Here is a 23151-nt window from a genome sequence, read left to right as displayed (position 1 = left end):
GGTCTTAGTTAATCTGCTCCTTCACCGTTCCGCACTCCTTCATGTGTTCAGGGAAATATGGATTTACGATAGGCTTGGTTGATGAAAGCCAGTATCCGCCTTTTCCTCCATCCGCCATAGGGCAAAAGTCAACATAAATTGGGGCCGATTTCAAATTGGCGCCTTTTACCAAGGCAATTACATCTTTACTTAAAACCAAAAATGCATCGCGCTGAGCTTTGATATCGGCAGCTGTAGTTATCTGGTGTGCTACGGTAGCTGTTTCGGTACAACCTTTAATACCAGAAAGTTTACCTTCCAGATCAGTAGCTGCAGTTTTAATGCCCGCTATGTCAGATTTAACGAACTGGTCTTTTAAAGCGATATAAGCTTTCAAAACATCGCTTGTGTTAGTTGTATCGGCGGCAACCTGGGTTTCGGCAGGCTTAGCGGCAGCTGTTGCAGTTGAATCGGCTTTAGCTGTATCCTCCTGTTTGGCAGGTTGATTACACGCAGTTGCAATAGCTAAAGCAGCTAAGAAGAAAAATCCTTTAATAGTTTTCATATCATTATTAGTTTGTACGGATGGCTTCCACCGGATCCAGCCTCGATGCCGAATAAGCAGGGATGATACCGGCTATTACACCTATAATAATTGAATAGCTTAACCCCCTTGAAATGTTGGCGGCATCAAGTATCACCTGTACATCCAACGCAGCTTTGACTGCAAACGTAGCGAGATACACAAAAAACAACCCGATGATCCCACCCACAAAACAAAGCAGTACCGATTCAATTAAGAACTGCAATAATATGAAATAGTTTTTAGCGCCTAATGATTTTTGTATGCCGATGATATTGGTACGTTCCTTCACCGATACAAACATGATATTGGCTATACCGAAGCCTCCAACCAAAATAGAGAACCCACCGATAATGGCACCCGCAATATTAACCACTTTAAAAAGATCATCCAGCTGCTGGGTGATCATGGTGGTACGGTTTAATGAAAAATTATCATCAGCACCGGGCCTTAACCTCCTGATTGATCGCATCAAGCCTTTGATTTCGCTTTCAACATCATCGGTAGGGATACCTTTTTTACCGCGAACAATAATTGAGGGACCATATTTTGAACTTTGGATGTCTATTAAGTTGCGCGCAAAGTTAAGGGGAAGCAACACCTCCTTATCTGTTGAAATTCCCAACATGTCCTTACCCTGCTTTGAAAACACACCCACAACGGTAACATAACGTCCCATTACTTTAATCTGCTTGCCCACGGCATCTCCATCGGGGAAAAGATTTTGGGCTATATCATAACCTATATTGGTTATTGGCGCCCCGGTTTTTGATTCCATGTCGGTGAAGTACCTGCCGCTTTCAAAATCAAAATTCCAGGTCTTATCATGATCTGCCGATGCGGCATCAACCTGTGCACCTTCTACCGTATTGCTTTTATATTTTATGGTGCGGTTGTCGATATTAATTTCGTACGATAAAGCTTCGGCAGTTGTAATACGGCGGGAGAGCTCGTTAAAATCGCGAAGATCAGATTCTGGCCTTTGCAGGTATTTCCACCAGGGGAAATCACTCCCCCCTACCCATGGCCATTTTTGCACGTAAATACTGTTATTACCCAACTTATTAACACTATTTTGCAGGTTATTACGCAGGGTATCAACAGCCGACTGTACAGCTATGATGGTAAATATACCAATGGTTACCCCAAGTAATGACAGCAACGTACGTGTTTTGTTCTGCCTCAGGGCATCCCCGGCAAACAAAAAACTTTCCCTTAAAAGTTTTAAAAAAAGCATATAACTTATTTTGATCTTACTTGTTAATCAACCTGTGTTGCTCAATAAAAGCGTCTGGAGGTAACGAAATAACTAATGTTATTATTCTTAAAATATTAAAAAAACCGCCAATATTTTTTAGACAACGGCTGGTGATTTAAGTTACAGTATTTTTTAATTAATATAACAGTAGTGTAATTAAAACCCTTCTTAAAAAAATCTGTTAAATTAACAAAAAAAATTCGTACATTTGCGCCCTTGAAAATTCATAAAAACAAGCATGAAATTATCTCAATTTAAATTTAACTTACCTGACTCCCTTATCGCCCATACACCTTCAGCTACCCGCGATGAATCACGTTTAATGGTTTTACACAAAGATTCAGGCAAAATTGAGCATAAAATATTTAAAGACGTGCTGGATTACTTTCATGATAAGGATGTAATGATCCTTAATAACACCAAAGTTTTCCCTGCCCGTTTATATGGCAACAAAGAAAAAACAGGTGCTACCATCGAAGTATTTTTGCTTCGCGAACTGAACAAAGAGCTGCGCCTATGGGACGTACTGGTTGATCCGGCACGTAAAATACGCGTAGGCAATAAATTATATTTTGGCGATGACGATTTACTGATTGCCGAAGTTGTGGATAACACCACCTCGCGTGGCCGTACTATCCGCTTCCTGTTTGACGGTACTGATGAGGAATTCCGTCGCAACGTTGAAATTTTGGGAGAAACACCGCTTCCAAAATACATCAAACGTAAGGCTACAGCCGAAGATAAAGAGCGCTACCAAACCATTTTTGCTAAACACGAAGGTGCTGTCGCTGCCCCTACTGCAGGCTTACACTTCAGCCGCGAGTTAATGAAACGCCTTGAATTAAAAGGTGTTGATTTTGCCGAGGTTACTTTGCATGTTGGTTTAGGTACCTTCCGCCCGGTTGAGGTTGAGGATTTAACCAAGCACAAAATGGATTCGGAACAATTCATTATCGAGCAAAAACAAGCTGATATCGTAAACCGTGGGATTGAGCGTAAAGCCCGCATCTGTGCTGTTGGTACTACTTCAATGCGTACTATCGAATCGGCTGTATCTGCAAACAAAACACTAAAAGCTGCTAACGACTGGACCAGCAAGTTTATCTTCCCTCCGTACGACTTTAGCATCGCCAACTCAATGATCACCAACTTCCACACACCAGAATCAACACTATTGATGATGATTGCGGCATTTGGCGGTTATGAAAACGTAATGAACGCGTACGAAATAGCCGTGAAAGAAAAATATCGCTTTTATAGCTACGGCGACGCGATGCTGATCATCTAATTTTTTTAGATGTGAGATATAAGATTTGAGATATGAGACCATGGTTTCATATCTCATTTTTTTTGCAGTAGTTTTATGCAAAAAAGAGCCATGCCATTGCGGGAAGCTATCAGGGGAAAACCTGAAAAACCGTAATGACGTGTAAAATATATTTTAGCGATGCTGTGCGGGGGACCGCGTTAGGGATTGCAGTGGAAAGCCCACAGCATGCGCTGGATTTGTGTGCCAGCAAAGCGAGGACTTGGAACGAAAAGCCCGGCCGCAGGCAACGCCCATATCCATAAACAAACCAACAAAAGCAACTAACAATCAATAATTTACAATCACACCTTTACAAAAAACCGAAAGAATCTGTGCGGAGAAGCGACTGGTAACTCTCCGCGCTTGGCTCATCACCTTACTCTGTATGGTATGCGATTGCCGCGCTATCGCTCGCAATGACATGGTTATAAGTCTTTAATTTTCAGTAATAAGTTTAAATGACAACTTCCAATCTCACATCTCATATCTCACATCTCACATCTAACAAAAACTACGTTATCATAGTCGCAGGCGGCTCGGGCAGCCGGATGCAATCGGCGGTGCCTAAACAGTTTTTGCTGCTCAACCGCAAACCTGTCCTGATGCATACCATTGCAGCTTTTGATCGGTCGGAAGCCAAACCTAACATTATCCTGGTTTTACCTTTAGCTTACCATGGCTACTGGCAACAGTTAGTTCACGAGCACAATTTTACTATTTCTCACCAGTTGGTTACCGGTGGCGAAACCCGTTTCCATTCCGTTAAGAACGGGCTCGATTTAATTACCAACCAGGAAGCCCTGGTTGCCGTACATGACGCCGTACGGCCGCTTATTTCGCCCGATATAATCGACGAAGCTTACCAATGTGCCGCTGAATATGGAACCGCCGTAGTGGCCGTTAAAAGCCGCGATTCAATACGCCAGGTAAAAGATGGCCGCTCGGTAAGCCTGATCAGGGATGAAATCTACCTGGTGCAAACACCGCAAACTTTTAAGGCCTCGTTATTAAAAAAGGCTTATGAACAACCGTTTGATACTAAATTCACGGATGATGCCAGCGTTGTAGAACAATACGGCGCTGAGATAAAACTTACTGAAGGCGATCACAGTAATATCAAGATCACTTTTCCGGAAGATATTGCTATTGCCGAACTACTTTTAAGCAAAAAGCCATGGCTGTAACGGCCACGGCTTTTTCTATTTGCAATACAAGGTTAAAATTGTTTATGCCCGCCTGATCACGCCTAAGAGCAGGGCTATAATAGCTATTACCAGTAAAACGTGAATTAAACCAGGTGCAGAGTATGCAAAAAATCCAATTGCCCATCCTATAACCAGGATAACAGCGATAATGTACAGTAAACCTCTCATTTTGTATGTTTTTAGTTAAGTAAATGTGTAGTCACCTATACTAAAATCATTCCAAAAAATAGTGGATAATAAAAAAACCCTCATTGCTAAGGGTTTCATTATCGTGTTTTAATACTCGTCTTCGTTAAAGAAGAAGTCGTCTTTAGTCGGATAATCCGGCCAGATCTCTTCAATATTTTCGTACGGTTCACCATCGTCTTCAAGTGCCTGAAGGTTTTCGATAACCTCAACAGGAGCGCCTGAACGGATAGCATAATCAATTAATTCATCTTTAGTTGCGGGCCATGGTGCATCTTCCAGGTGCGATGCCAGTTCAAGTGTCCAATACATCGTTTTTATTTATATTTATAATTATCAGTAAAATTTACTTTTTCGCAAAAGTATAACATTTTCAAATTGAATATCAATATTTTTTTTCAAATTTTTCAAACCCGTGGTATCCACTGATTTTCAGCTATTTTATTAACATTTGCAATTTTGCGTGCCAAAGTGAACAGGTAATCACTCAACCTGTTCAGATAAATATTCACTTTTTCATCAACTGTACTCTCCTCAGCAAGCTGAACGGTAATCCTTTCGGCACGGCGGCAAACGCATCTTGCAATATGGCAAAATGATATGGTATTACTACCACCAGGCAAAATAAAATGTTTTAGCGGTGGCAAATTTTCATTCATCGTATCCATTTCTGTTTCCAGCGTTTCAATATCACTCATATACAGGTCAGGAATGATCATTTTTGACCGCTCCGGATCTGCCGCCAGTGATGAACCAATAGTAAATAATCTATCCTGTATCTGCTTCAATACCTCCTTATCATGCGCATCAATATCCTGATCACGAATGAGCCCTATATACGAGTTGAGTTCATCAACAGTACCGTAGCTTTCAATGCGGATATGATGCTTGGGCACACGCGTACCTCCAATTAATGAGGTAAACCCTTTATCGCCCGTTTTAGTATATATTTTCATACTTTATTTAACAATAATGCCACAACAATCCGGCTACAAGTTTACAGTCACCAGTCTTAAGTTCTAAGTCGGAAATAATGACTTCCGACTTAAGGCTAAGTACTATCTACTTAACAAAACCTTATTACCAGATAATTAAATCATAGCGGCTTAAATCTTTTTTTAGTGATTGGTGTTATTCCAAATCTATCATCTTAAATTTTGTATTTCATAACACTTTAGTATATTTTTTGCTAATGAAGTGTAATTTTTAAAATGTTAGCTTAAACTTGCATCCGTAATATCATCAAACATAATAGCGTAAAACTCATGAAATCGATTATATTATCAACCAAGCTACTCTCCCTATCATTTATTATCCTGCTTTCAACCGGCTTTAGTTGCGGCGGCAACAGTAAAAGTAGCGATGGCAGCAACGGTAACAAGGCGGTGGCAGATAAATCAGCCCCCCCTAAAGTAATCATGGCCAGTTTATTAAGCGAGAAACAGTTTAATGATCTTTTTCCGCAGCGCGATAAGTTTTACACCTATGCTGCTTTCATTAAAGCTGCCGATGAGCTTGGGATGATCAAGGTGAAAGTAACCCGCAGGGCTACATCTGTTTACCAGTTGATACGTACCGATAAAAAAAACGGCAAAAGCACGGTAGTACGCCAGGACGCAGACTGGAATGAAGAATGGGCCAAAGCTAAACCCGATAGTACCTACACTATCGATTACGGTAACTTTTGTACCGAATACAGCGCCGATATAAATAAAAAAGAGCTTGCTGCCTTTTTCGCACACATTGCCCATGAAACCCGCCATGGCATGAATGCTTCTTATACCGATGGCCTCATGCTGATCCATGAAAGCAATACCAGCCTACCATACGTTGCCGAAAATGACGAATACCCTCCTGTTGCCGGTAAAAAATATTATGGCCGCGGGCCAATGCAACTAAGCTACAACGGCAATTACGGCTATGCTTCTGATTGTATTTTGGGCGATGACAAAATATTGCTCCAAAACCCAGAAATGGTTGAAACCGACCCGGTAATGGCCTTTAAAACTGCCATTTATTTTTGGATGACCCCACAAACCCATAAGCCATCGGCACATGATGTAATGACCGGCAAGTGGCAACCCAATACCGAAGATAAAGCAGCCGGACGCACTCCGGGTTTCGGTATGACCATCAACATCGTAAATGGCGACGTTGAATGTAACAAGGGCGAAAACATGTACAACATGAACGACAGGATTGGCTTTTACCAGTTTTTCCTTAAAAAGCTGGGTGTTAATGACGCCAATTGCGCTTGTTCATGTGGAAAAATGAGGCCTTATCCAAACTAATAGCTTTTTGAATTTTGTTGCGAAAAAGTTATTATTGTGTTAATCTTTAATACTAAACTTTACAAAAGTGTCATCATCATTTGATACCGCACAAATCATAACGCAAGCTGCAGAGGTACCTGCCGCACTTGCTACACTTAAGCAAAAATTCAGGGTGGAGCAAACCGGACATATCGATTTTCATTTAGAACAGTTTAGCATATTTAAAAATTACAGTGACGTGAGCGTAAGTGGCTCATACGCCATAAAAAATAAAAACAACGATAGCTACATCCTTTTTACCACCGCCGTACCCAAACACGCCGACCATGGCAAAACCATTACTGATGAGCAGCACGTTTGGGCGCTGGCATATTTAAAACACGATTTTGGCAGGGTGCTTATCAGGCGCGAAACACTTGTTGATAAGATCAAAGAACTGATACACCCCGTTGAACTTGATTTTGCCGAAGACAAGGCTTTCAGCGATACTTTTTATATGCTGGTGAGCGATCGTCAAAAAGCAATTGCCGGTACCGACCGTAACTTCCGCAATGTAATAATGGATATCAGGCTGGATGATTTTGTGATAGAGATTGTTGAGCATACCCTCATTATAGGTAATACCCATCCTGTTTCTGCAGAAAAGGTTATACACCTGGCCGAGTTTGTTTCGAGGCTGTGTACTACCTGTGATTAGCTTACCTGCAATGTCACACACCGCTGTTATTGATTACTAAAGTTGTTTTTCAAACACAAGATATATATCATTTTTACCCACGTAAGTAAAACCCAACCGCTTACAAATATTTACAGCTTTTATATTGTCGGCATTTACTTCAGTGCGGCATTTTTCAAACCCTTTCAACGTCAAATCCTTCAGGGCAAATTCAACAAGCCTGCGTCCGTATCCCATCCGTTTCGTAGAAGGATCAACTATCAGCATTGAAATAAATCCGACTTTATTGTTATAGTCATTTGCGTAATAAGCTAAAAATCCGTGTAAAACATCCTGTTCCATAATAGTTATAATACATGCTTTTTCAATAAGCTTATCTATATAACTATCCAAATCACCTACTTCAAATAAACCACTCTCGTCGTTAACCAACATGTTCATTAAATCAAAAATTTTCGATTTAAGGTAAGAGCCCTGTTCAATCATAATCGGTTTAAAATTTCATTTAGTGATCAAAACAACCATTTAAAATCGGCTATATCAGCTTAGGTAACGACAAATAAAGGCATGTTAATGAGGCCCGAAGGACATTAACCGGCATCAAAAATCAAACAATAATGATATTAAAGTGACTGATATTTAGATTACAAAACCAAGTTATAGGTATGTTTTAAAAGAAGCAAGCAGGGAAAAATAATGACCTTAAAATTGTATATCCCTGCATACTTACTTTACATTATTTGTAAACCAGATTGTTTAATTTTAAAGCAATATATACACCGGGTTTACAACCCGGATTTTATGATCATTTATAACTTTCCGGTTTAAAAATCACACTGCCATCACGTTTAACCCGCCACGCCGTAACAGGGTTCATATGATAACCGCCGATATCTTTTCCGCGGGCGTCGATAAGTTGTTTGAGGGTGGGCTGGGTATAACCTGTTTCATCAGTAACACGGCTTAAAATTTCCGTTTCCAAACCATCCCATTGCCACAGGTGCCGAAAATAAGTATGCGCCTTTTCCAATATCGGGTTTTGCAGCCGCGCCTCGTTCCAGCTTTTACCTGCATCGGTGCTCACTTCTACTCTATCTACCTTTCCCCGGCCGCTCCACGCTATGCCACGAATCTCAATCCAACCGCGTTCAACTTTTTGCGGGAATGAAGGATAGGTAATGATAGAACGGGCATCCATCTCAAAGCTGAACATCCTGATCTTATCTTTTACAGGGTAGGTATAATTTGAAGTTTCCTCACGGGTAAAATACGGCGCGTCCGAAATTTCTATCCTCCGCAACCATTTTACATTGGTATTCCCCTCCCATCCGGGCAACAGTAAACGGGCGGGATAACCCTGTTCGGGCCGGATGGCCTCACCATTTTGAGCATATACGATCATGGCATCATCCCAGGCTTTATGAATTGGGATACTTCGGGTAAGCACGGCGGCATCACCGCCTTCGGCTAAAAACCAGCTGGCTTTGGGGCTAACACCCAGTTCACGAAACAGGGTTGAAAGCATTACGCCTGTCCATTCACTTTGACTGGTGAGGCCGAGGATCTCCTGCACGGTCATGTCCTCCTTACCCGTGCGGAAGTTGCCGGCACATTCAATAAAACAAGTGCGTGTTACCGAGGGAAAGCGTTTCAGGTCATGCAGGCTAAATTTCATTGGCCGCTCCACCATGCCGTGTATCAGCAACTCATATTGATTTGGGTCAATTGAAGGCACACCGGCATGATGCCGTTCAAAATGCAGATCTGATGGGGTAATAGTACTGTACAGATCCTGCAGCGGCGTACGTGATGAAATATCTGATGGCTTTTTAACCGGCACCTCAAACGCCGAACGTGTGCCAACCTTTCCCGGCAACGGGCCAGGCTGCTTTGTAGGATCAGGCACCGCAGACACTCCTACCTGGACGTATTTCGCAAATACCGAGGTTACCGGCAAAATAGCCGTAGCCAAAGCCCCGCCCAGCAACGTACGGCGACTTATTTTCTTTTCGGTTGTTTTTACCGGCTTATCCTGCTGTTCCATACTCATTTTACTTCCGGACCGCCCTTGCGGTCGTCAACAATAAAAAGTTTTTGCGCCGGCATTTGAACTTTAGGCAATGTACCAGCGTCCATTACCTGGTTGGCTTTAATGATCTTGTTCTCGCTCAGCAACCAGGCGCAAAGGCTGTACACTTCATCATCAGTAAGCGAACCTGGCGAGTTGTAGGGCATGGCCCGGCGCACATAATCAAACAAAGTAGTAGCGTAAGGCCAGTAATTACCTATAGTTTTGGTTTTACCGCCCCCCACTACCAATGGCGGACCTGGCAGTTTAACACCTTTTATCTCCTTGCCATCAGCGCCATGACAGGCCGCGCATTTGTTTGTGTAGATTATCGCACCATCGGCTACACTACCGGTGCCCGGCGGTAAGCCTTTACCATCCGGACGTATATCAATATCCCATTTAGCTATCTCCTGTTGGGTGGCAGTTTTGCCATAGCCAAATGTTTCGGGCCATTTTTGCTTATTTTGATAAGAAAGCCAAAGCCAGATCACCATCCCAATTATGGTGCCCCCCCCGAAAATCAGGGCATGGCTTCGCCTTAGCTTTAACTTTTTAAGCATGATAAAAGCTGTTTAGAATAATATCAGCGCTATAACCAGCGTAATGAAAATATTAAAGGTTTGCGCTATCAGGAACGCGTACAATGGTTTCTTACTGTTCCTGTTAAACAGGTCGGCAAAGTTGGTTTCAAGGCCGATACTGGTAAACGCCAGCGCAAACCAAAGCCCCTGCAGGTTCTTCAAGCTATCCTTAACCGTAGCGGCAGCCGATGGCGGCAGGAAGAACGAGAACAGCAGCGAAGCCCCGATAAAACCCAATACAAACTTTGGAAAACGCTCCCAGATCACCTTCAGCGTAGGTTTGGTATCTTTATCCTGTGCCGATGGGTGCTTGGTATAAGTCCAGTAAATAGAGATGGCAAAAGCAGCCAAACCAAGCAACACATTTTGCGAAAACTTAACAATAGTGCTGATCTTCAATGCAACCTCGCCAACCAGTGATCCTGAAGCAACAACCGCTCCTGTAGTATCAATACTGCCACCCAGCCATGCACCCGTAACCGGTTCCGAAAATTTGAAGTAATGGGCGATGATGGGCATGAAGATCATCATCGGGATAGCCGTGATCAACACCATAGATATGACATAGGAAAGCTTTTTTGAATCGCCCTTGATGGCACCGGCTGTAGCTATTGCAGCAGATACGCCGCAAATAGATACCGCGCTTGATATCATCATGGCGATCTCGTCATCAACCTTAAGTTTTTTGCAAATCCAGAACGCAAAATACCAAACCGAGGTTACTACCAGTAACGCCTGGATCAGACCCAATGAACCCGCCTTTAAAATATCGCCAAAAATAACACTGGTGCCTAAAAGCACCAGGCCTATTTTAACAAACAACTCGGTTGACAGGGATGACTTAAGCCACTCGGGCAATTTAATAAAATTGCTGATGAGCAAACCCAAAACAAGGCTGAAGATCACGGCCTCGAGGTTAAGCGATTTAGCCTGACTGCTACCTGCAAGCACAAGCGCCAGTATGGTAACCACATAAACCAGAGGGAAACCCAAAGCATAATTTTTAACGGATTTGCCGGTAATAAATGCACCTATACCGCCAATGATGGCTACAAACACAAATTGTAAAAGCATTTTAACCAGGTTTGCCGAACCCAGTACAGTACCGGTTAAATCGGCACCTTTTTTCCAGCCAAAGGTTGGTACGGGTAAAAGCAGGCCCGCTAACGAAAGAATAATGATCAGGGAACCTAAAATAACTACTGCCCAGTCTTCGTGCAGGGTTAGTTTAGTAGTGGTGGTTGACATAGTTTAAATTTTATAGTGTGATAATATGTTATGATTTTATGCTGATGTTAAAAACATCTTTTAATGCGCGTTTGGCCGAATGATAGCCGCACATGCCATGTACCCCTCCCCCCGGTGGTGTAGATGACGAACAGATATAAATACCCTTTGCCGAAGTACGATAAGGCGAACGCCTCAAAACCGGCCGGGTAAACAACTGACCAATATCAATTACCCCGCCATTGATATCTCCGCCAATGTAATTTGGATTATAGTTTTCCAACTGCCGGGTATTAAAAGTATGCCTGCCGATGATACGCTCGCGGAAACCGGGGGCAAAACGCTCCACTTGTTTCTCAATAATTTCGGTCATGTCTTTATTTGATCCGTTAGGTACATGGCAATAAGCCCAGGCTGTATGCTTGCCTTCGGGTGCCCGCGTATTATCAAAAAGGCTTTGCTGGGCCAATAACACAAACGGCTTTTCGGGATGATGTCCATCCCAGATCTGTTGTTCGCCGATGGCGATTTCCTTTAACGTACCGCCAATATGCACTGTACCTGCTTGCTTTGTCCCTTCGGCGTTAAATGGCACAACGTCGTCAAGCGCCCAATCTATCTTAAAAACGCCCATGCCGTATCGGTACCGTTCCAGCTGCCATTTATACAGCGATGAAAACTTATGCCCTGCAATTTGCAGCAGTTGTTTTGGCGTAACATCAAACAAAACCGCATTGGCCGATGGCAGCTGATCAAAAACGGTGATATAGGTATTGGTCTCTATCTTCCCTCCAATGGATATAAAATAGGATGCCAACGCATCCGCTATTTTCACCGAGCCTCCTTTAGGTACCGGCCAGCCTTTTAAATGCCCGTTAGCCATCAGTACCAAAGCAATCGCCGATGTGGCGAGGTTGGTTAGTGGCTGTATGCTATGCGCGGCCATCCCAGCCAAAAGCCCTTTTGCCTCTTCGGTTTTAAACCGCCTGGCAAGATGGGTTGACGAGGTCAGGGCATCCAGGCCAAAAACTGCCAGATCAACCGGGTGTTTCGGAAAGGTAAGCGGGCCTAATACATCAGCAGCTAAACCCGGCCATGATTTCACCAGGTGCGCCATCAGCTTAATGTAGGTGTCCCTGTCCTCACCAAGCAGATCGGCAGTTTCGATGATCGACTTTTTAAGCACCGCAGCAGTTCCGTTATCAAAAGGATGCGCCGCTGCAACCTCCGGATAAATATATTCCAGGCCATACTCATGCAGAGGCAATGTTTCAAAAAACGGCGATCCTGCGGCCAGCGGATGAATGGCCGAGCAAACGTCATGCTTAAAACCAGGCAGGGTAAGTTCTTCTGTGCGTAAGCCGCCGCCTATTTTGTCCTTACCTTCCAGCAATAAAACCGAAAGTCCTTGCTGCTGCAATAATATACCCGCAGCAAGGCCGTTTGGCCCCGAGCCTACTATCACTGCATCATAATCACGTTTTTCCGGTTTCATCTGGTATCTGTTTTTAGTATTTGCCCGCCACTAATTTGCTATCGGTAAGCGCGTATTGACGGGTTACGCGGTCAAGCACAATATACACATCATTTTTCTTGTCGTCCTTGCCAGTCAACACAATGTGTGATCCTGTTGCATCTGCATTGTAACTTAACACCATGTGCGCACGCTTCCGCTTATCTTTCAACTCCTCGGCTATGCCACGCTCACGACGGGTTGAACGCGCCGCCGGATCAATAGCCGTTACCTCGTTACGAATGTTGGCTTTTGCTTCGGCAGGGATAAATGATTTGGCTAATTTATTATCGCCGGCTTTATTTTCGCCGCGATTGCCACGCCTGCCTTTGCGTTTGGTAAACTCGGGCAGCTTATCCTGTAAGTAAAGCACCTTGTTCACAGTATCGGCATCATAATAAAATACCCGCTTGCCACCGGCTACACCTGTAAGCTCGAAGTTACGGTTGATATCGCGCATAGCCGCGCCACCGCCATTGGATAAGTCGAGATTTAATGGTTTATTAACGTTAAAGGTTAACGACGACCATTTCTCGAACGTTACCCATTGCCAGCGCACAGAATCTAAAGGCGAGTAAGGGATATCCTGTCCGTTGAGCTTAAATTCGCTCACATTATAATTACCCCTTAACTGTTTTACACCGCTTGTAGCTGGTTGCTTGTAAGGATCATATTTAAAGTTCACATATTGCAAATAGTACAGCCAAACCAGGAATATGCCGATGGTGCCTGTTTTTAAAACAACGCGCGTAACTATAAGCCATTTCTGGTTAATTTCCGGGATCAAAACCGGAGGAACAGTAAGGCGTTCTTTGATAAGCAGGTTATAAACCGGTACAATATCGTACCATAATAAAAACGCCGAGAACAACACAAAATATGAAGCGTACACATGCACCCCGCCATCATAAGCAAAGTTTACATAAGTAATATCCCCCAAAGCTCCCAGCAGCAATACCGCGCCAAAAGTGGTGGTTTTGCGGAAGAAAAGCATGGTACCTGCAGCCAGCTCAACAACACCGGCAAATACCTGGTACCACGGTACAATGCCTACAGAAAGCCAGTAGATCTTCTGTGCAGTCAGATCGCCGAAATGAGCGTTAAGTAAACCCAACGAAGGATAAGGCATTTGAACCGGGAACAGCTTTGTAAAGCCGAACCCGATTATGCCTATACCTGCCCTGTACCGCACCACCACGCGCAGCCAGTAATACAGGTTATGATATTGCTTGTTTTTGTTATCAAGCGCAGTCCAGATCAGACCGCCTACGATACCGATAGCAAGCGCTTCAACCCAATCAATATAGCCTAACAGGTTATACGCCGGGGTTTGAAATTTGTAAATGCTTGGCGAAAACCGCGCTATATCATACAAATCGCGGTAATGCAGATGGAACCAGTTAATGGTTAACAGGTTATTCCACCACTCGGCTGTGGTTGGGATACACATGATAATGAAAAAGATGAAAGCGATACGAAAAGCTACACGCTGTGTTGCTGTCCACTCCTTAGATGCGCCGGTATTAGTTGCCGGGGCAGCTTGCCGGGGTTTGCTTTCGGGTACAACATTGCCCACCTGTTCGGTGTCGGGGTTTATTACTGTTGTTGCCATGATAAATATCTTTTAAAGGTTTATAGCTTAAAGTTTAAGTGCCTTGCTCCTGCCCTGGGCCGCTTCCTGCAACAGGTATTTTTTGTTGATCCTGTCCAGTTGCACATAAACGGAATCCTTGTTATGATCGATGCCTGTCAGGATGATGGTGCCATTTTCAGGTTTGGTATAGTGCAGCGTAAACTGATCGGCCTTGTAATTGCTGTTCCTGTTTTTAAGCAGTAAAACCTGTTTTACCGTATCGGCCACATAGCTGTAATAAGCCCGGCCGGTAGTACCGTCAAGTTCATATTTACGGTCATCGTTGTTCCTGCTGATCTCTTCGGTTGTAGAGATATCAGCTTTATATCTTTTTAACGAACCTATGCTGATGGTATTCCATTTCTCAAAAACAACATCGTTCCAGCGGGTGGTATCGGTTTGTGAATACGGCAGTTGTTTGCTGTTGATCCTGAAATCGCTCACATTATATAAACCTGCCGCGCCTGCCAATCCTTTAGCCTGCGGATACTGATAGATATCATGATGATAAGCCGCATAAGTTTTATACCCATACAGAAACACAAAAAAGAAAATGAACAGGCTTTTTAATACCAACCTTGATGTACGCCATTGACCGTTAAGGGAAACTTTCACAGTATTTGGAGATGTTGGTTTACGTAGCGCAACCAGGTTATAAATACGTTGTATATCGTAAATGGTAAGGAACAAGGCAATGTTGATGAGGTAAAGCGCGTAAATTGCTTCGCCGCCATCATAAGCTATATTGGAGATAAACACATTGCCGGTAAATACCAGGATAATGATAGCGCCCAGCGTAGCGGTTTTGCGGAACAGCAACAACACGCCAACCAATATCTCCACCAAGCCCAAAAACGATTCATAACCCGGCACTATACCCAGGCTTAATGAGAATAGTTTCCAACGATCAAAATCACCGTAAGATGTATTCAGGTTGCTAATAGATGGTAGCGGCGATTGTAATGGAAAGAATTTAATAAAACCGTAAGCTATGATACCTATAGCCAGGCGATAACGCAGGATCACTCGCAGCCAGTAATACAGATTGTTATAATTCTCGCTTTTTTTATCGCGCAGGCTCCATATTATGGTGCCTATAAAAGCAATCGCGGCTATGAACGCCCAGTCGGCAAGGGTACCTATGCCCCATATGCTTGGTGTGCTGCTGCCAGATATAAATTGCGGCGTGTAACGACTGATGTAAAAAATATCGCCAAAGCCGAGGCTGCCCCACTGAATGCGGAACAGGTTGCCGAAGTACTTCCAGTCAAGCGGAAGGGCCTGCAGCACAAAGTAAATGAAGAAGAACCGAAAAGCCCCCTTTTCGTATTCCTTCCATTGGGTTTGGTTGGTGGTTAATGTGCTCATTGTTTTATGTTTTTAAATTGATTTAGAAGACGCCGGGGGCAGGTTCGAACTGCCGTACAAGGTTTTGCAGACCTCTACTTAGCCACTCAGTCACCCGGCTTTATGCCCGTTAATAACCTGGATTTTGCGTTAGTGCCGGGTCAACATTCAGCTGATCAACCGGGATAGGCAAAATGTTCTTTTTAGTATCCGTAACGCCCAACACGGCAGCTGCCCTACCTGTGCGCACCAGATCAAACCAGCGATGCCCTTCCAATGCAAACTCAATGCGGCGCTCGTTTTCAATGGCCAGTAAAATATCAGCTTGCGAAACGGCGGTTGTGGCTGTTAAGCCTGCGCGGTCACGTACGGCGTTCAGATCAACCTTGGCATCGGCAAGTTTGTTAAGCTGTGCGCGGGCCTCTGAGCGAATCAGGTATTCTTCGGCAATCCTGATAATGTAAGCCGGATCCGTTGCCGGGCTGCGGTAATAAAGGTTGCCATACCATAAACCTGCAGATGTTTTAGCCACCAAAGCACTCCGGTTACCTCCTATGGTAGCGTCGTTTACCAATGCTAAAAACACGGCGTTAGGTGCCCATTGGCGGGTACCACTGTTAGCCGGTGGCTGCCATTGCCCGCGGTGGCCATTGGTATAAGTAGCACTGTAAGCCAGTTCAAACACCGACTCTTTAGTACCTACCACATTGTTGGCAAACCACGCGCTGTAAGGTTTCAATAACGAATAATTCTGTGTATCGCCCAATACCAGCGTTGCATAGTTTTCGGCATTAGTCCAGTCTTTTTGGTACAGGTAGTACCTTGCTTTTAAAGCATAAACTGTTTCCTTATTTGCCCTTACCGGGTTTTGGCTGGTTGGCAACGGTAGTAATGGCTCGGCGGCATTCAGGTCACTTAGTACCTGGGCATAGGTTTGCTCAACAGTACTACGTACAATACCATTTTTATCTGTAGCCGATATGGTTGGCGTAGTCACGATCTGTACGCCGCCCCAGGTACGGGCAAGGTCAAAGTAGCATAAGGCCCTGATGAAATATGCCTCACCTAACAGTTGGTTTCTTTCGGCTGTTGTCAGTGTAGCATCGGTAACGCCGGGTAATTTGGCTATTACATAGTTTGCCCGGTTTATCGTAGTGTAAATGGCCAGCCAGATACCCGATACCGTAGCATTATCGGCCTTTACATTATGGTCAATAAACTGTTGTACTATGGATTGTGAACCTGTCCACTGGATATTATCGCCTGATAAATAGCCTACCGAAACAAAGTTTACACCATAGTAATTATCGGCAGATAAAGCCCTATAAATGCCGCGCACAGCGGTTTCGGCCGATGCACGGTCGACAATGGTTTGTGAATCAGACACCGAATCCTTGGGCTGAACCTCCAGGAACTTTTTGCAGGAAGCCAGTGTCACAAGCGATAAAGCGGGAATAGTATATTTTAAAGTTTTAAGTAATTTCATGATCGTTGCCCTCCTTATAAAGTAATATTTACACCTAACTGAACTGAGCGCGGTTGCGGCGGTGTACCCAGGTCAATGCCCTGCACATCCTGTCCGCCGCCTACATTAGCCTCCGGGTCGGGGCCTGTGTATTTGGTGAACAGCAGCAGGTTACTACCTACTACATAAATGCGCAGCGATTGGATATCAATTTTTTGAGTAAGCGTTTTTGGCAGCGTATAACCAAGGCTCAATGATTTAAGGCGAATGAAGGAACCATCTTCCAGGAAACGGCTGTTTTGTTCAAGCGTATAGTTGTTGCCATAGGCAGTTAAGCGTGGCACATCGGTAATATCGCCTGGCTTTTGCCACCTGTTTAACTGACTGGCAAATATTACACGGTTAGCATCGCGGGTACCGCCGCCTTCGCCAAAAAAGCGGTTCAGGTTAAGCACTTTGTTACCCTCTTCAAAGCTGAACAGGAAGCTGGCATCAAAACCTTTGTAAGTAATGGTGTTGCTTAAGCCGCCAAAGTATTTAGGCAGGGCATTGCCAACTATCTGGCGGTCGGCAGTATTGATCACACCGTCTTTGTTAACGTCCTCAAATATGGCATTACCGGTTTGCGGATCGACTCCCAACTGCTTATACATCCAGAACGAGAACATCGAATATCCCTGCTGCATCCTGATCCAGTCGCGGCTGTATTGGTTAATAGGTACCGGCAGCGATTTAATTTTGTTAACGTTGCCCGAGATATTGAAACTGCTGCTCCAGCTAAAATCCTTTGTTTTGATGTTATTTGAGCTGATGCTTACCTCGTAACCTTTGTTACTTATTTTACCTACGTTGCTGTAATAAGTGCTGTAGCCGGTAATCTCCGGAACGGGTAATTGCAGCAATACATCGCTGGTTTGTTTAGAGTATAGATCGACAGACAGGTTCAGGTGATTGTTCAGCAAACCGAGGTCAAAGCCCACGTTAGCCTGTGCGGTACGCTCCCATTTCAGGTTTGGATTGGCCAACTGCTGTGGTGCGGTACCGGCTTTGTCTCCACCGGTTGTGTTATCAGGATAACCTGCGCCACCGCTCCATAAACCTTGTGCCGCAAAATTGTTGATACCTGCCTGGTTACCGGTAACGCCGTAGCTTACGCGCAGTTTAAGATCGCTGATTGAATTTACATCTTTCAAAAAGCTTTCTTCTTTAGCACGCCATGAAGCACCTACCGATGGGAAGTATCCCCATTTGTTATTGGCACCAAACTTCGATGAACCATCGGCACGGGCACTTACCTCCAAATAGTACTTGCTGGCATAATTATATGAAATACGCGAAAAGTATGATGAAAGGTTAGCCTTTGTCCAGGTTTGGTTGGCTGTACGGGTTGAAGCCGATGAAATATCGGTGTAGGCATTATTTGGGAAACCGGTTCCTTGTGCCGACGTTAGCTGTATAATATTACTTTGCAGCGTGTTACCGGCAACTACATCCAAAGTATGCTTTTCGCCAAAGAGGTGGTGATAGGTCAAAGTCTGCTCGTTGATCCAGGCGGTGCTTTGGGTTATGGCAGATGTAGCCAGGCCATTGGTTGGCGATGCACCCAACTGCGTTTTATCGTTCCAGTATTCAGACTCATTGTAGTTGTTATAATCAACACTCCAGCTTGAGCGAAATTTCAATCCTTTCAAAATCTCAATATCAGCATAAACGTTGCCGATGTAGCGCAAGCTTGTTGTGTGAACATTATAGTTATCAATCAGCACCTGCAGGTTGTCAAAACCGGCGTAGCGCGCGGGTGTGCCATCGGCATTGGTTTCGGGCAGATAGGTTGGCGTATGCAAAGCAGACTGGAACAAACCACCCGCCGGACCATCACCTGCGCGGGCCTGGTTGCGGTATGAACGTGAAACACTGTTACTTGTACCTACCTGTACCCTGTCGCTGATCCGTTGATCGAGGTTTACTTTAAAACCAAGACGACTAAAATCTATAGGTTTAATATCGGCCTGCTGTTTGGTATATCCTGCGCCTATATAATATTTGGTGTCCTTTGAACCACCTTCTAAAGACAGGTCATAGTTAGCCAGGTTACCTGTACGGAACAACTCGCTCAAACGGTCGTAGGTATTTTGCTGCGATGGTAAGCCCCTTGGTGCTGGTGAAGCGGTAGGATTATCGTCAGTTGCGCGGAAGGGTTGATATTGATAAGTTTTAATACCCGCCGCGTTACCTGCAGCAATAGCGTCAGCCTCAGAATTACGGTAAAACTCATTTACGATCTCCGCGTGCTGAGGGCCGGTGGTCAGCTTCCAAAGCCTGTCTTTAGGCTGCCATGCCAATCCCTGCGAAACATTGAAGTTAATTTTAGGCCGGCTATTGTAATTACCGCGTTTGGTTGTAACAATAACTACACCATTTGCACCACGCGAGCCATAGATGGCCGTAGCGCTGGCATCTTTCAATACCTCGATATTTTCAATATCATCAGGATTAATATCGGCAATTGGCGATGTTGCCCTGCCACCGGTACTAACCGTTTGCAGGCTGGTATTATTTAAAAATACACCATCAACGATGTATAAAGGATCATTACTGGCGTTGATTGAGGTAGTACCACGCACGCGGATAAAAATGCCATCACCGGGTACACCGGTGTTTGAATTGATCTGCACGCCCGAAGCCTTGCCCTGCAATTGAGCGTCAAAACTGGCTACGGGGGTTTTCTTTACCTCATCGGCCTTTATGGTTGATACCGAGCTGATAAGATCTTTACGGGTTTTGGTACCGTAACCAACCACTACCACATCATTAAGTTGCTGTGGAATCGGCTTCAGGTAAATTTCAACAGGGCTGCCGTTAACTACTATTTCCTGCTGATCGTAACCAATAAAACGAATAATTAATGTATAAGGAAATTTTTGACCGGTTACAAAATCAAAACGACCTTCGGCGTTGGTTGAAACGGCGTGCGTTGTGCCTTTAATTGACACTACCGCACCCGGAAGCACGTCCCGGGTGGCAGCATCAAATACACGTCCTTTTAAAATAGAATTAACGGTTGCAGGCGGCTCCTGCTGGGCCACTGCCGCCAATGGAAAAAAGAACAGAAACAGGAAAATATATTTGGAAAGTACAGTTGTGTTTTTACGGATAAATATTTCCATATTTAACGAGGTTAAAATAAATGTTCAATGCGTTTAGTTTAGCTCAGATGCAAACCGGTGGAGTGATTGGCGTTGCGTAGCCGGTTTGTCATTGCCACACCGGCAAGGCTTCCTTGCCGGTTATTTTTTAATAGGGGGTATAGTTTAGTTCATATGCTGTGTTAAAGTACCTTACAAATTCAAATCATTTTTTTCATAGCGATGCAGGGCCGGTTTGTTAACCCGCAATAATCAATTTCACGAATAGATAGCGTTATTTACAACAACTGCACATACATGCTTTAGGAGAAGCGTGCATTCGTTCGGCTTGTTCAGGAAGTACTCTTTGTTTGGTAAAAGAAGTGTTCATCACCCTTGTTTTTTATTAGTACGGCGACAAACATAGAAATTAAAAAATAAACTACCAAATCTATAGATTATATATTTAATTTGTTACAATTGTTACATAAATCGATTTTCCAGCTACTGTTTGTTTTATAACAATACAAATCTTACCACGCAAAAAGGCTGCCTTTGTCGTGGCAGCCTCTTCAATAAATATGCTTAGAAAGCCGGCGTAATTACTTGCCTACTCTTTTCAATAAATGCTCGGGGTATCTTGCACCTTCAATTTTAATTTGCGAAGCTGCTTGTTCAATTTGACTAAGATCATTTGCCGATAATGTAATATCTACGGCGCCAAGATTTTCTTCCAGGCGATGTAATTTGGTAGTTCCCGGAATAGGCACTATCCAGGGCTTCTGTGCCAGCAACCAGGCCAGGGCTATTTGTGCCGGAGTTGCCTGTTTTTCCTGCGCTATTTGGGCAAGCAAATCAACCATTGCCTGGTTTGCACTCCTTGCCTCCGGGGTAAAACGAGGGACTATATTCCGAAAATCATCTTTGGCAAAAGTTGTATTTTCGTTAATGGCACCGGTAAGAAACCCTTTTCCAAGCGGGCTGAAAGGCACAAAACCAATACCCAATTCTTCCAGTAAAGGCATGATCTCGTTTTCCGGTTCGCGCCACCATAATGAATACTCACTTTGCAAAGCCGCCACAGGCTGCACCGCATGCGCCTTGCGGATGGATTGCACACCAGCTTCAGACATACCAAAGTGTTTTACTTTACCTTCCTGTATCAGGTCTTTAACGGTTCCGGCTACGTCTTCTATCGGCACATTGGGATCAACACGATGCTGATAAAAAAGGTCGATACGGTCTGTTTTTAATCTTTTTAAAGAAGCCTCGGCAACTTCACGGATGCGTTCCGGACGGCTGTCCATACCGTCGGCGGGTTTACCCTCTTTAAAACCAAATTTAGTAGCAATAACCAGTTGATCACGATAAGGCGCCAGAGCTTCACCCAAAAGCTCTTCGTTTGTAAAAGGGCCATAAGCTTCGGCAGTGTCAAAAAAAGTAACACCTTTTTCAACCGCGGCATGAAGAAATTTAACAGCTTCTTTTATTTCAGTTGCCGGACCATAAGCAAAACTCAAGCCCATACAGCCTAATCCCAGTTCGGATACCTCAAGGCCGCTGTTACCTAATTTTCTTGTTTTCATATATTTAATATTGTTAACAGATGGTTATTAATTTAACCGCACAAAGTTGAGGTGTATTTTGGAGGCAAATGTTATATCAATTACGGTATTGCTTACCAAAATTACTGATTGCAGACAAAAGCCAAACTTAAACGCTTCCAGATGCCGTAACTTTGATATAGAAAAGGGAATAGCAATGGAAAATATCATCCGAATTGACACCATAAGCCAGTTTAATGCGCACAACAACAACGAAACGCTGCATCCGCTGGTGAACATTGTTGATATGTCAAAAGCTGACAGACGTACAAAACGCCGTATCAATTATGGATTTTATACCGTGTTTTTAAAAGAAGTAAAATGCGGCGACCTAAAATACGGCTGCAATTATTACGACTATGAAGAAGGCACACTGGTTTTTGTTGGCCCGGGGCAGGTAATTGGCTCAGATAATGGCGAGTACTATCAACCTAAAGGCACGGCCCTGGTTTTCCATCCGGATCTGATCAAAGGCACTTCACTTGGCCGTCATATCCAGGACTATACATTTTTTTCGTACGATGTTCATGAAGCCCTCCATCTGTCGGAAAGTGAACGAAAGATCATTATCGATTGCTTTGATAAGATCAGATATGAACTTGGCCATGCGATAGACAAGCACAGCAAAACTTTAATTGTAAGCAACATTGAGTTGTTCCTGAATTATTGCCAACGTTTTTACGACCGACAGTTCATTACCCGTGATCTGGCTCACAAAGGCGTATTACAAAAGTTTGAAAGCTTACTTGACAGTTATTGGACTTCCGACAAACCGCTTACCGTAGGTTTACCATCGGTAGGTTATTGCGCCGATCAGTTAAACTTTTCAGCCAATTACTTCGGCGACCTGATCAAAAAAGAGACCGGAAAATCAGCTCAGGAGTATATCCAATCAAAAGTGATAGATGTGGCTAAGGAGAAAATATTTGATACCAGTAAATCGCTGAGCGAGATAGCTTATGGATTAGGGTTTAAATATCCGCAGCACTTTACGCGCTTATTTAAGCAGCGTGTTGGGTACTCTCCTATTGAATACCGTTCACTAAATTAAACTGCTCAGATAAAAATCAGGCGCAAATCCTGTTGGATTTGCGCCTGATCAAAGGAACATATTAC

General features: G+C 43.9%; 20 protein-coding genes and 1 tRNA gene. 5 read left to right on the top strand and 16 right to left on the bottom strand.

The window, feature by feature from the left end; translation table 11 throughout:
- Nucleotides 1-4: 4 nt before the first annotated feature.
- On the bottom strand, nucleotides 5-544 hold the full coding sequence (locus tag ACEN9X_RS22675) for a DUF3347 domain-containing protein (protein WP_413667293.1): 540 nt from the start codon (nucleotides 542-544) through the stop codon (nucleotides 5-7).
- 7 nt (nucleotides 545-551) lie between these two features.
- The gene (locus ACEN9X_RS22670; RefSeq protein ID WP_413667292.1) at nucleotides 552-1799 is read right to left on the bottom strand and encodes an ABC transporter permease; all 1248 of its coding nucleotides are present in this window, start codon (nucleotides 1797-1799) and stop codon (nucleotides 552-554) included.
- 259 nt (nucleotides 1800-2058) lie between these two features.
- Between ACEN9X_RS22670 and queA the strand changes: the two genes are divergently transcribed.
- Nucleotides 2059-3108 (top strand): tRNA preQ1(34) S-adenosylmethionine ribosyltransferase-isomerase QueA, encoded by a 1050-nt coding sequence (gene queA, locus ACEN9X_RS22665; protein WP_413667291.1) that lies wholly within the window; start codon nucleotides 2059-2061, stop codon nucleotides 3106-3108.
- A gap of 479 nt (nucleotides 3109-3587) precedes the next feature.
- The gene (locus ACEN9X_RS22660; protein WP_413667290.1) at nucleotides 3588-4313 is read left to right on the top strand and encodes a 2-C-methyl-D-erythritol 4-phosphate cytidylyltransferase; all 726 of its coding nucleotides are present in this window, start codon (nucleotides 3588-3590) and stop codon (nucleotides 4311-4313) included.
- A gap of 42 nt (nucleotides 4314-4355) precedes the next feature.
- Here ACEN9X_RS22660 and ACEN9X_RS22655 read toward each other — a convergent pair whose 3' ends face one another.
- The 3 genes from ACEN9X_RS22655 to ACEN9X_RS22645 all read right to left on the bottom strand — a co-directional run bounded on the left by ACEN9X_RS22655 (nucleotide 4356) and on the right by ACEN9X_RS22645 (nucleotide 5476).
- Nucleotides 4356-4502 (bottom strand): lmo0937 family membrane protein, encoded by a 147-nt coding sequence (locus tag ACEN9X_RS22655; protein ID WP_114940263.1) that lies wholly within the window; start codon nucleotides 4500-4502, stop codon nucleotides 4356-4358.
- A gap of 108 nt (nucleotides 4503-4610) precedes the next feature.
- Nucleotides 4611-4832, bottom strand: coding sequence for a DUF2795 domain-containing protein (locus ACEN9X_RS22650; RefSeq protein ID WP_002996718.1), 222 nt, complete (start codon nucleotides 4830-4832; stop codon nucleotides 4611-4613).
- Between the two features lie 95 nt (nucleotides 4833-4927).
- Nucleotides 4928-5476, bottom strand: coding sequence for a cob(I)yrinic acid a,c-diamide adenosyltransferase (locus ACEN9X_RS22645; RefSeq protein WP_413667289.1), 549 nt, complete (start codon nucleotides 5474-5476; stop codon nucleotides 4928-4930).
- 309 nt (nucleotides 5477-5785) lie between these two features.
- Between ACEN9X_RS22645 and ACEN9X_RS22640 the strand changes: the two genes are divergently transcribed.
- Both ACEN9X_RS22640 and ACEN9X_RS22635 read left to right on the top strand, forming a co-directional pair.
- Entirely contained in the window at nucleotides 5786-6811 is a 1026-nt protein-coding gene (locus ACEN9X_RS22640) for a chitinase (protein WP_413667288.1), read from the top strand.
- 67 nt (nucleotides 6812-6878) lie between these two features.
- The gene (locus ACEN9X_RS22635; protein ID WP_413667287.1) at nucleotides 6879-7490 is read left to right on the top strand and encodes a hypothetical protein; all 612 of its coding nucleotides are present in this window, start codon (nucleotides 6879-6881) and stop codon (nucleotides 7488-7490) included.
- A gap of 36 nt (nucleotides 7491-7526) precedes the next feature.
- On the opposite strand, the gene ACEN9X_RS22630 is transcribed toward ACEN9X_RS22635, so the two are convergent.
- The 11 genes from ACEN9X_RS22630 to ACEN9X_RS22580 all read right to left on the bottom strand — a co-directional run bounded on the left by ACEN9X_RS22630 (nucleotide 7527) and on the right by ACEN9X_RS22580 (nucleotide 22017).
- Nucleotides 7527-7955, bottom strand: a complete 429-nt coding sequence (locus tag ACEN9X_RS22630; RefSeq protein WP_413667286.1) for a GNAT family N-acetyltransferase — start codon at nucleotides 7953-7955, stop codon at nucleotides 7527-7529.
- A gap of 319 nt (nucleotides 7956-8274) precedes the next feature.
- Nucleotides 8275-9513: a sulfite dehydrogenase gene (soxC, locus tag ACEN9X_RS22625; protein ID WP_413667285.1), complete on the bottom strand. Its 1239-nt coding sequence runs from the start codon at nucleotides 9511-9513 to the stop codon at nucleotides 8275-8277.
- A 2-nt stretch (nucleotides 9514-9515) separates the two neighbouring features.
- Nucleotides 9516-10100: a c-type cytochrome gene (locus ACEN9X_RS22620; RefSeq protein ID WP_413667284.1), complete on the bottom strand. Its 585-nt coding sequence runs from the start codon at nucleotides 10098-10100 to the stop codon at nucleotides 9516-9518.
- 12 nt (nucleotides 10101-10112) lie between these two features.
- Nucleotides 10113-11369 carry a YeiH family protein gene (locus ACEN9X_RS22615; RefSeq protein WP_413667283.1) on the bottom strand — a complete coding sequence of 419 codons (1257 nt, stop codon included), beginning with the start codon at nucleotides 11367-11369 and terminating at the stop codon, nucleotides 10113-10115.
- 28 nt (nucleotides 11370-11397) lie between these two features.
- Nucleotides 11398-12843, bottom strand: a complete 1446-nt coding sequence (locus ACEN9X_RS22610; protein WP_413667282.1) for a phytoene desaturase family protein — start codon at nucleotides 12841-12843, stop codon at nucleotides 11398-11400.
- Nucleotides 12844-12856: 13 nt separating this feature from the next.
- Nucleotides 12857-14473, bottom strand: coding sequence for a hypothetical protein (locus ACEN9X_RS22605; protein WP_413667281.1), 1617 nt, complete (start codon nucleotides 14471-14473; stop codon nucleotides 12857-12859).
- 27 nt (nucleotides 14474-14500) lie between these two features.
- Nucleotides 14501-15862 (bottom strand): DoxX family protein, encoded by a 1362-nt coding sequence (locus ACEN9X_RS22600; RefSeq protein ID WP_413667280.1) that lies wholly within the window; start codon nucleotides 15860-15862, stop codon nucleotides 14501-14503.
- A gap of 29 nt (nucleotides 15863-15891) precedes the next feature.
- Nucleotides 15892-15962 (bottom strand) — tRNA-Cys (locus ACEN9X_RS22595).
- A 9-nt stretch (nucleotides 15963-15971) separates the two neighbouring features.
- Nucleotides 15972-17327 (bottom strand): RagB/SusD family nutrient uptake outer membrane protein, encoded by a 1356-nt coding sequence (locus tag ACEN9X_RS22590; RefSeq protein ID WP_413667279.1) that lies wholly within the window; start codon nucleotides 17325-17327, stop codon nucleotides 15972-15974.
- 14 nt (nucleotides 17328-17341) lie between these two features.
- Nucleotides 17342-20473 carry a SusC/RagA family TonB-linked outer membrane protein gene (locus tag ACEN9X_RS22585; protein ID WP_413667278.1) on the bottom strand — a complete coding sequence of 1044 codons (3132 nt, stop codon included), beginning with the start codon at nucleotides 20471-20473 and terminating at the stop codon, nucleotides 17342-17344.
- 560 nt (nucleotides 20474-21033) lie between these two features.
- Nucleotides 21034-22017, bottom strand: a complete 984-nt coding sequence (locus tag ACEN9X_RS22580) for an aldo/keto reductase (RefSeq protein WP_413667277.1) — start codon at nucleotides 22015-22017, stop codon at nucleotides 21034-21036.
- Between the two features lie 175 nt (nucleotides 22018-22192).
- Here ACEN9X_RS22580 and ACEN9X_RS22575 point away from each other — a divergent pair, with 175 nt between their 5' ends.
- On the top strand, nucleotides 22193-23086 hold the full coding sequence (locus tag ACEN9X_RS22575; protein WP_413667276.1) for a helix-turn-helix domain-containing protein: 894 nt from the start codon (nucleotides 22193-22195) through the stop codon (nucleotides 23084-23086).
- Nucleotides 23087-23151: the final 65 nt, after the last annotated feature.

Source organism: Mucilaginibacter sp. Mucisp86 (genome assembly GCF_047324315.1).
GTDB lineage: Bacteria > Bacteroidota > Bacteroidia > Sphingobacteriales > Sphingobacteriaceae > Mucilaginibacter.
This window is presented reverse-complemented; position numbering and strand designations above follow the sequence as displayed.

What these genes read in the sequence shown, in the direction of transcription:
- ACEN9X_RS22660 (WP_413667290.1), top strand. Translation starts at nt 3,588, where the DNA reads ATGACAACTTCCAATCTCACATCTCATATCTCACATCTCACATCTAAC.
- ACEN9X_RS22630 (WP_413667286.1), bottom strand. Translation starts at nt 7,955, where the DNA reads ATGATTGAACAGGGCTCTTACCTTAAATCGAAAATTTTTGATTTAATG.
- ACEN9X_RS22640 (WP_413667288.1), top strand. Translation starts at nt 5,786, where the DNA reads ATGAAATCGATTATATTATCAACCAAGCTACTCTCCCTATCATTTATT.
- ACEN9X_RS22650 (WP_002996718.1), bottom strand. Translation starts at nt 4,832, where the DNA reads ATGTATTGGACACTTGAACTGGCATCGCACCTGGAAGATGCACCATGG.
- ACEN9X_RS22605 (WP_413667281.1), bottom strand. Translation starts at nt 14,473, where the DNA reads ATGGCAACAACAGTAATAAACCCCGACACCGAACAGGTGGGCAATGTT.
- ACEN9X_RS22580 (WP_413667277.1), bottom strand. Translation starts at nt 22,017, where the DNA reads ATGAAAACAAGAAAATTAGGTAACAGCGGCCTTGAGGTATCCGAACTG.
- ACEN9X_RS22675 (WP_413667293.1), bottom strand. Translation starts at nt 544, where the DNA reads ATGAAAACTATTAAAGGATTTTTCTTCTTAGCTGCTTTAGCTATTGCA.
- ACEN9X_RS22590 (WP_413667279.1), bottom strand. Translation starts at nt 17,327, where the DNA reads ATGAAATTACTTAAAACTTTAAAATATACTATTCCCGCTTTATCGCTT.
- ACEN9X_RS22600 (WP_413667280.1), bottom strand. Translation starts at nt 15,862, where the DNA reads ATGAGCACATTAACCACCAACCAAACCCAATGGAAGGAATACGAAAAG.
- ACEN9X_RS22615 (WP_413667283.1), bottom strand. Translation starts at nt 11,369, where the DNA reads ATGTCAACCACCACTACTAAACTAACCCTGCACGAAGACTGGGCAGTA.
- ACEN9X_RS22645 (WP_413667289.1), bottom strand. Translation starts at nt 5,476, where the DNA reads ATGAAAATATATACTAAAACGGGCGATAAAGGGTTTACCTCATTAATT.
- ACEN9X_RS22585 (WP_413667278.1), bottom strand. Translation starts at nt 20,473, where the DNA reads ATGGAAATATTTATCCGTAAAAACACAACTGTACTTTCCAAATATATT.
- ACEN9X_RS22670 (WP_413667292.1), bottom strand. Translation starts at nt 1,799, where the DNA reads ATGCTTTTTTTAAAACTTTTAAGGGAAAGTTTTTTGTTTGCCGGGGAT.
- ACEN9X_RS22610 (WP_413667282.1), bottom strand. Translation starts at nt 12,843, where the DNA reads ATGAAACCGGAAAAACGTGATTATGATGCAGTGATAGTAGGCTCGGGG.
- ACEN9X_RS22575 (WP_413667276.1), top strand. Translation starts at nt 22,193, where the DNA reads ATGGAAAATATCATCCGAATTGACACCATAAGCCAGTTTAATGCGCAC.
- ACEN9X_RS22655 (WP_114940263.1), bottom strand. Translation starts at nt 4,502, where the DNA reads ATGAGAGGTTTACTGTACATTATCGCTGTTATCCTGGTTATAGGATGG.
- queA (WP_413667291.1), top strand. Translation starts at nt 2,059, where the DNA reads ATGAAATTATCTCAATTTAAATTTAACTTACCTGACTCCCTTATCGCC.
- soxC (WP_413667285.1), bottom strand. Translation starts at nt 9,513, where the DNA reads ATGGAACAGCAGGATAAGCCGGTAAAAACAACCGAAAAGAAAATAAGT.
- ACEN9X_RS22620 (WP_413667284.1), bottom strand. Translation starts at nt 10,100, where the DNA reads ATGCTTAAAAAGTTAAAGCTAAGGCGAAGCCATGCCCTGATTTTCGGG.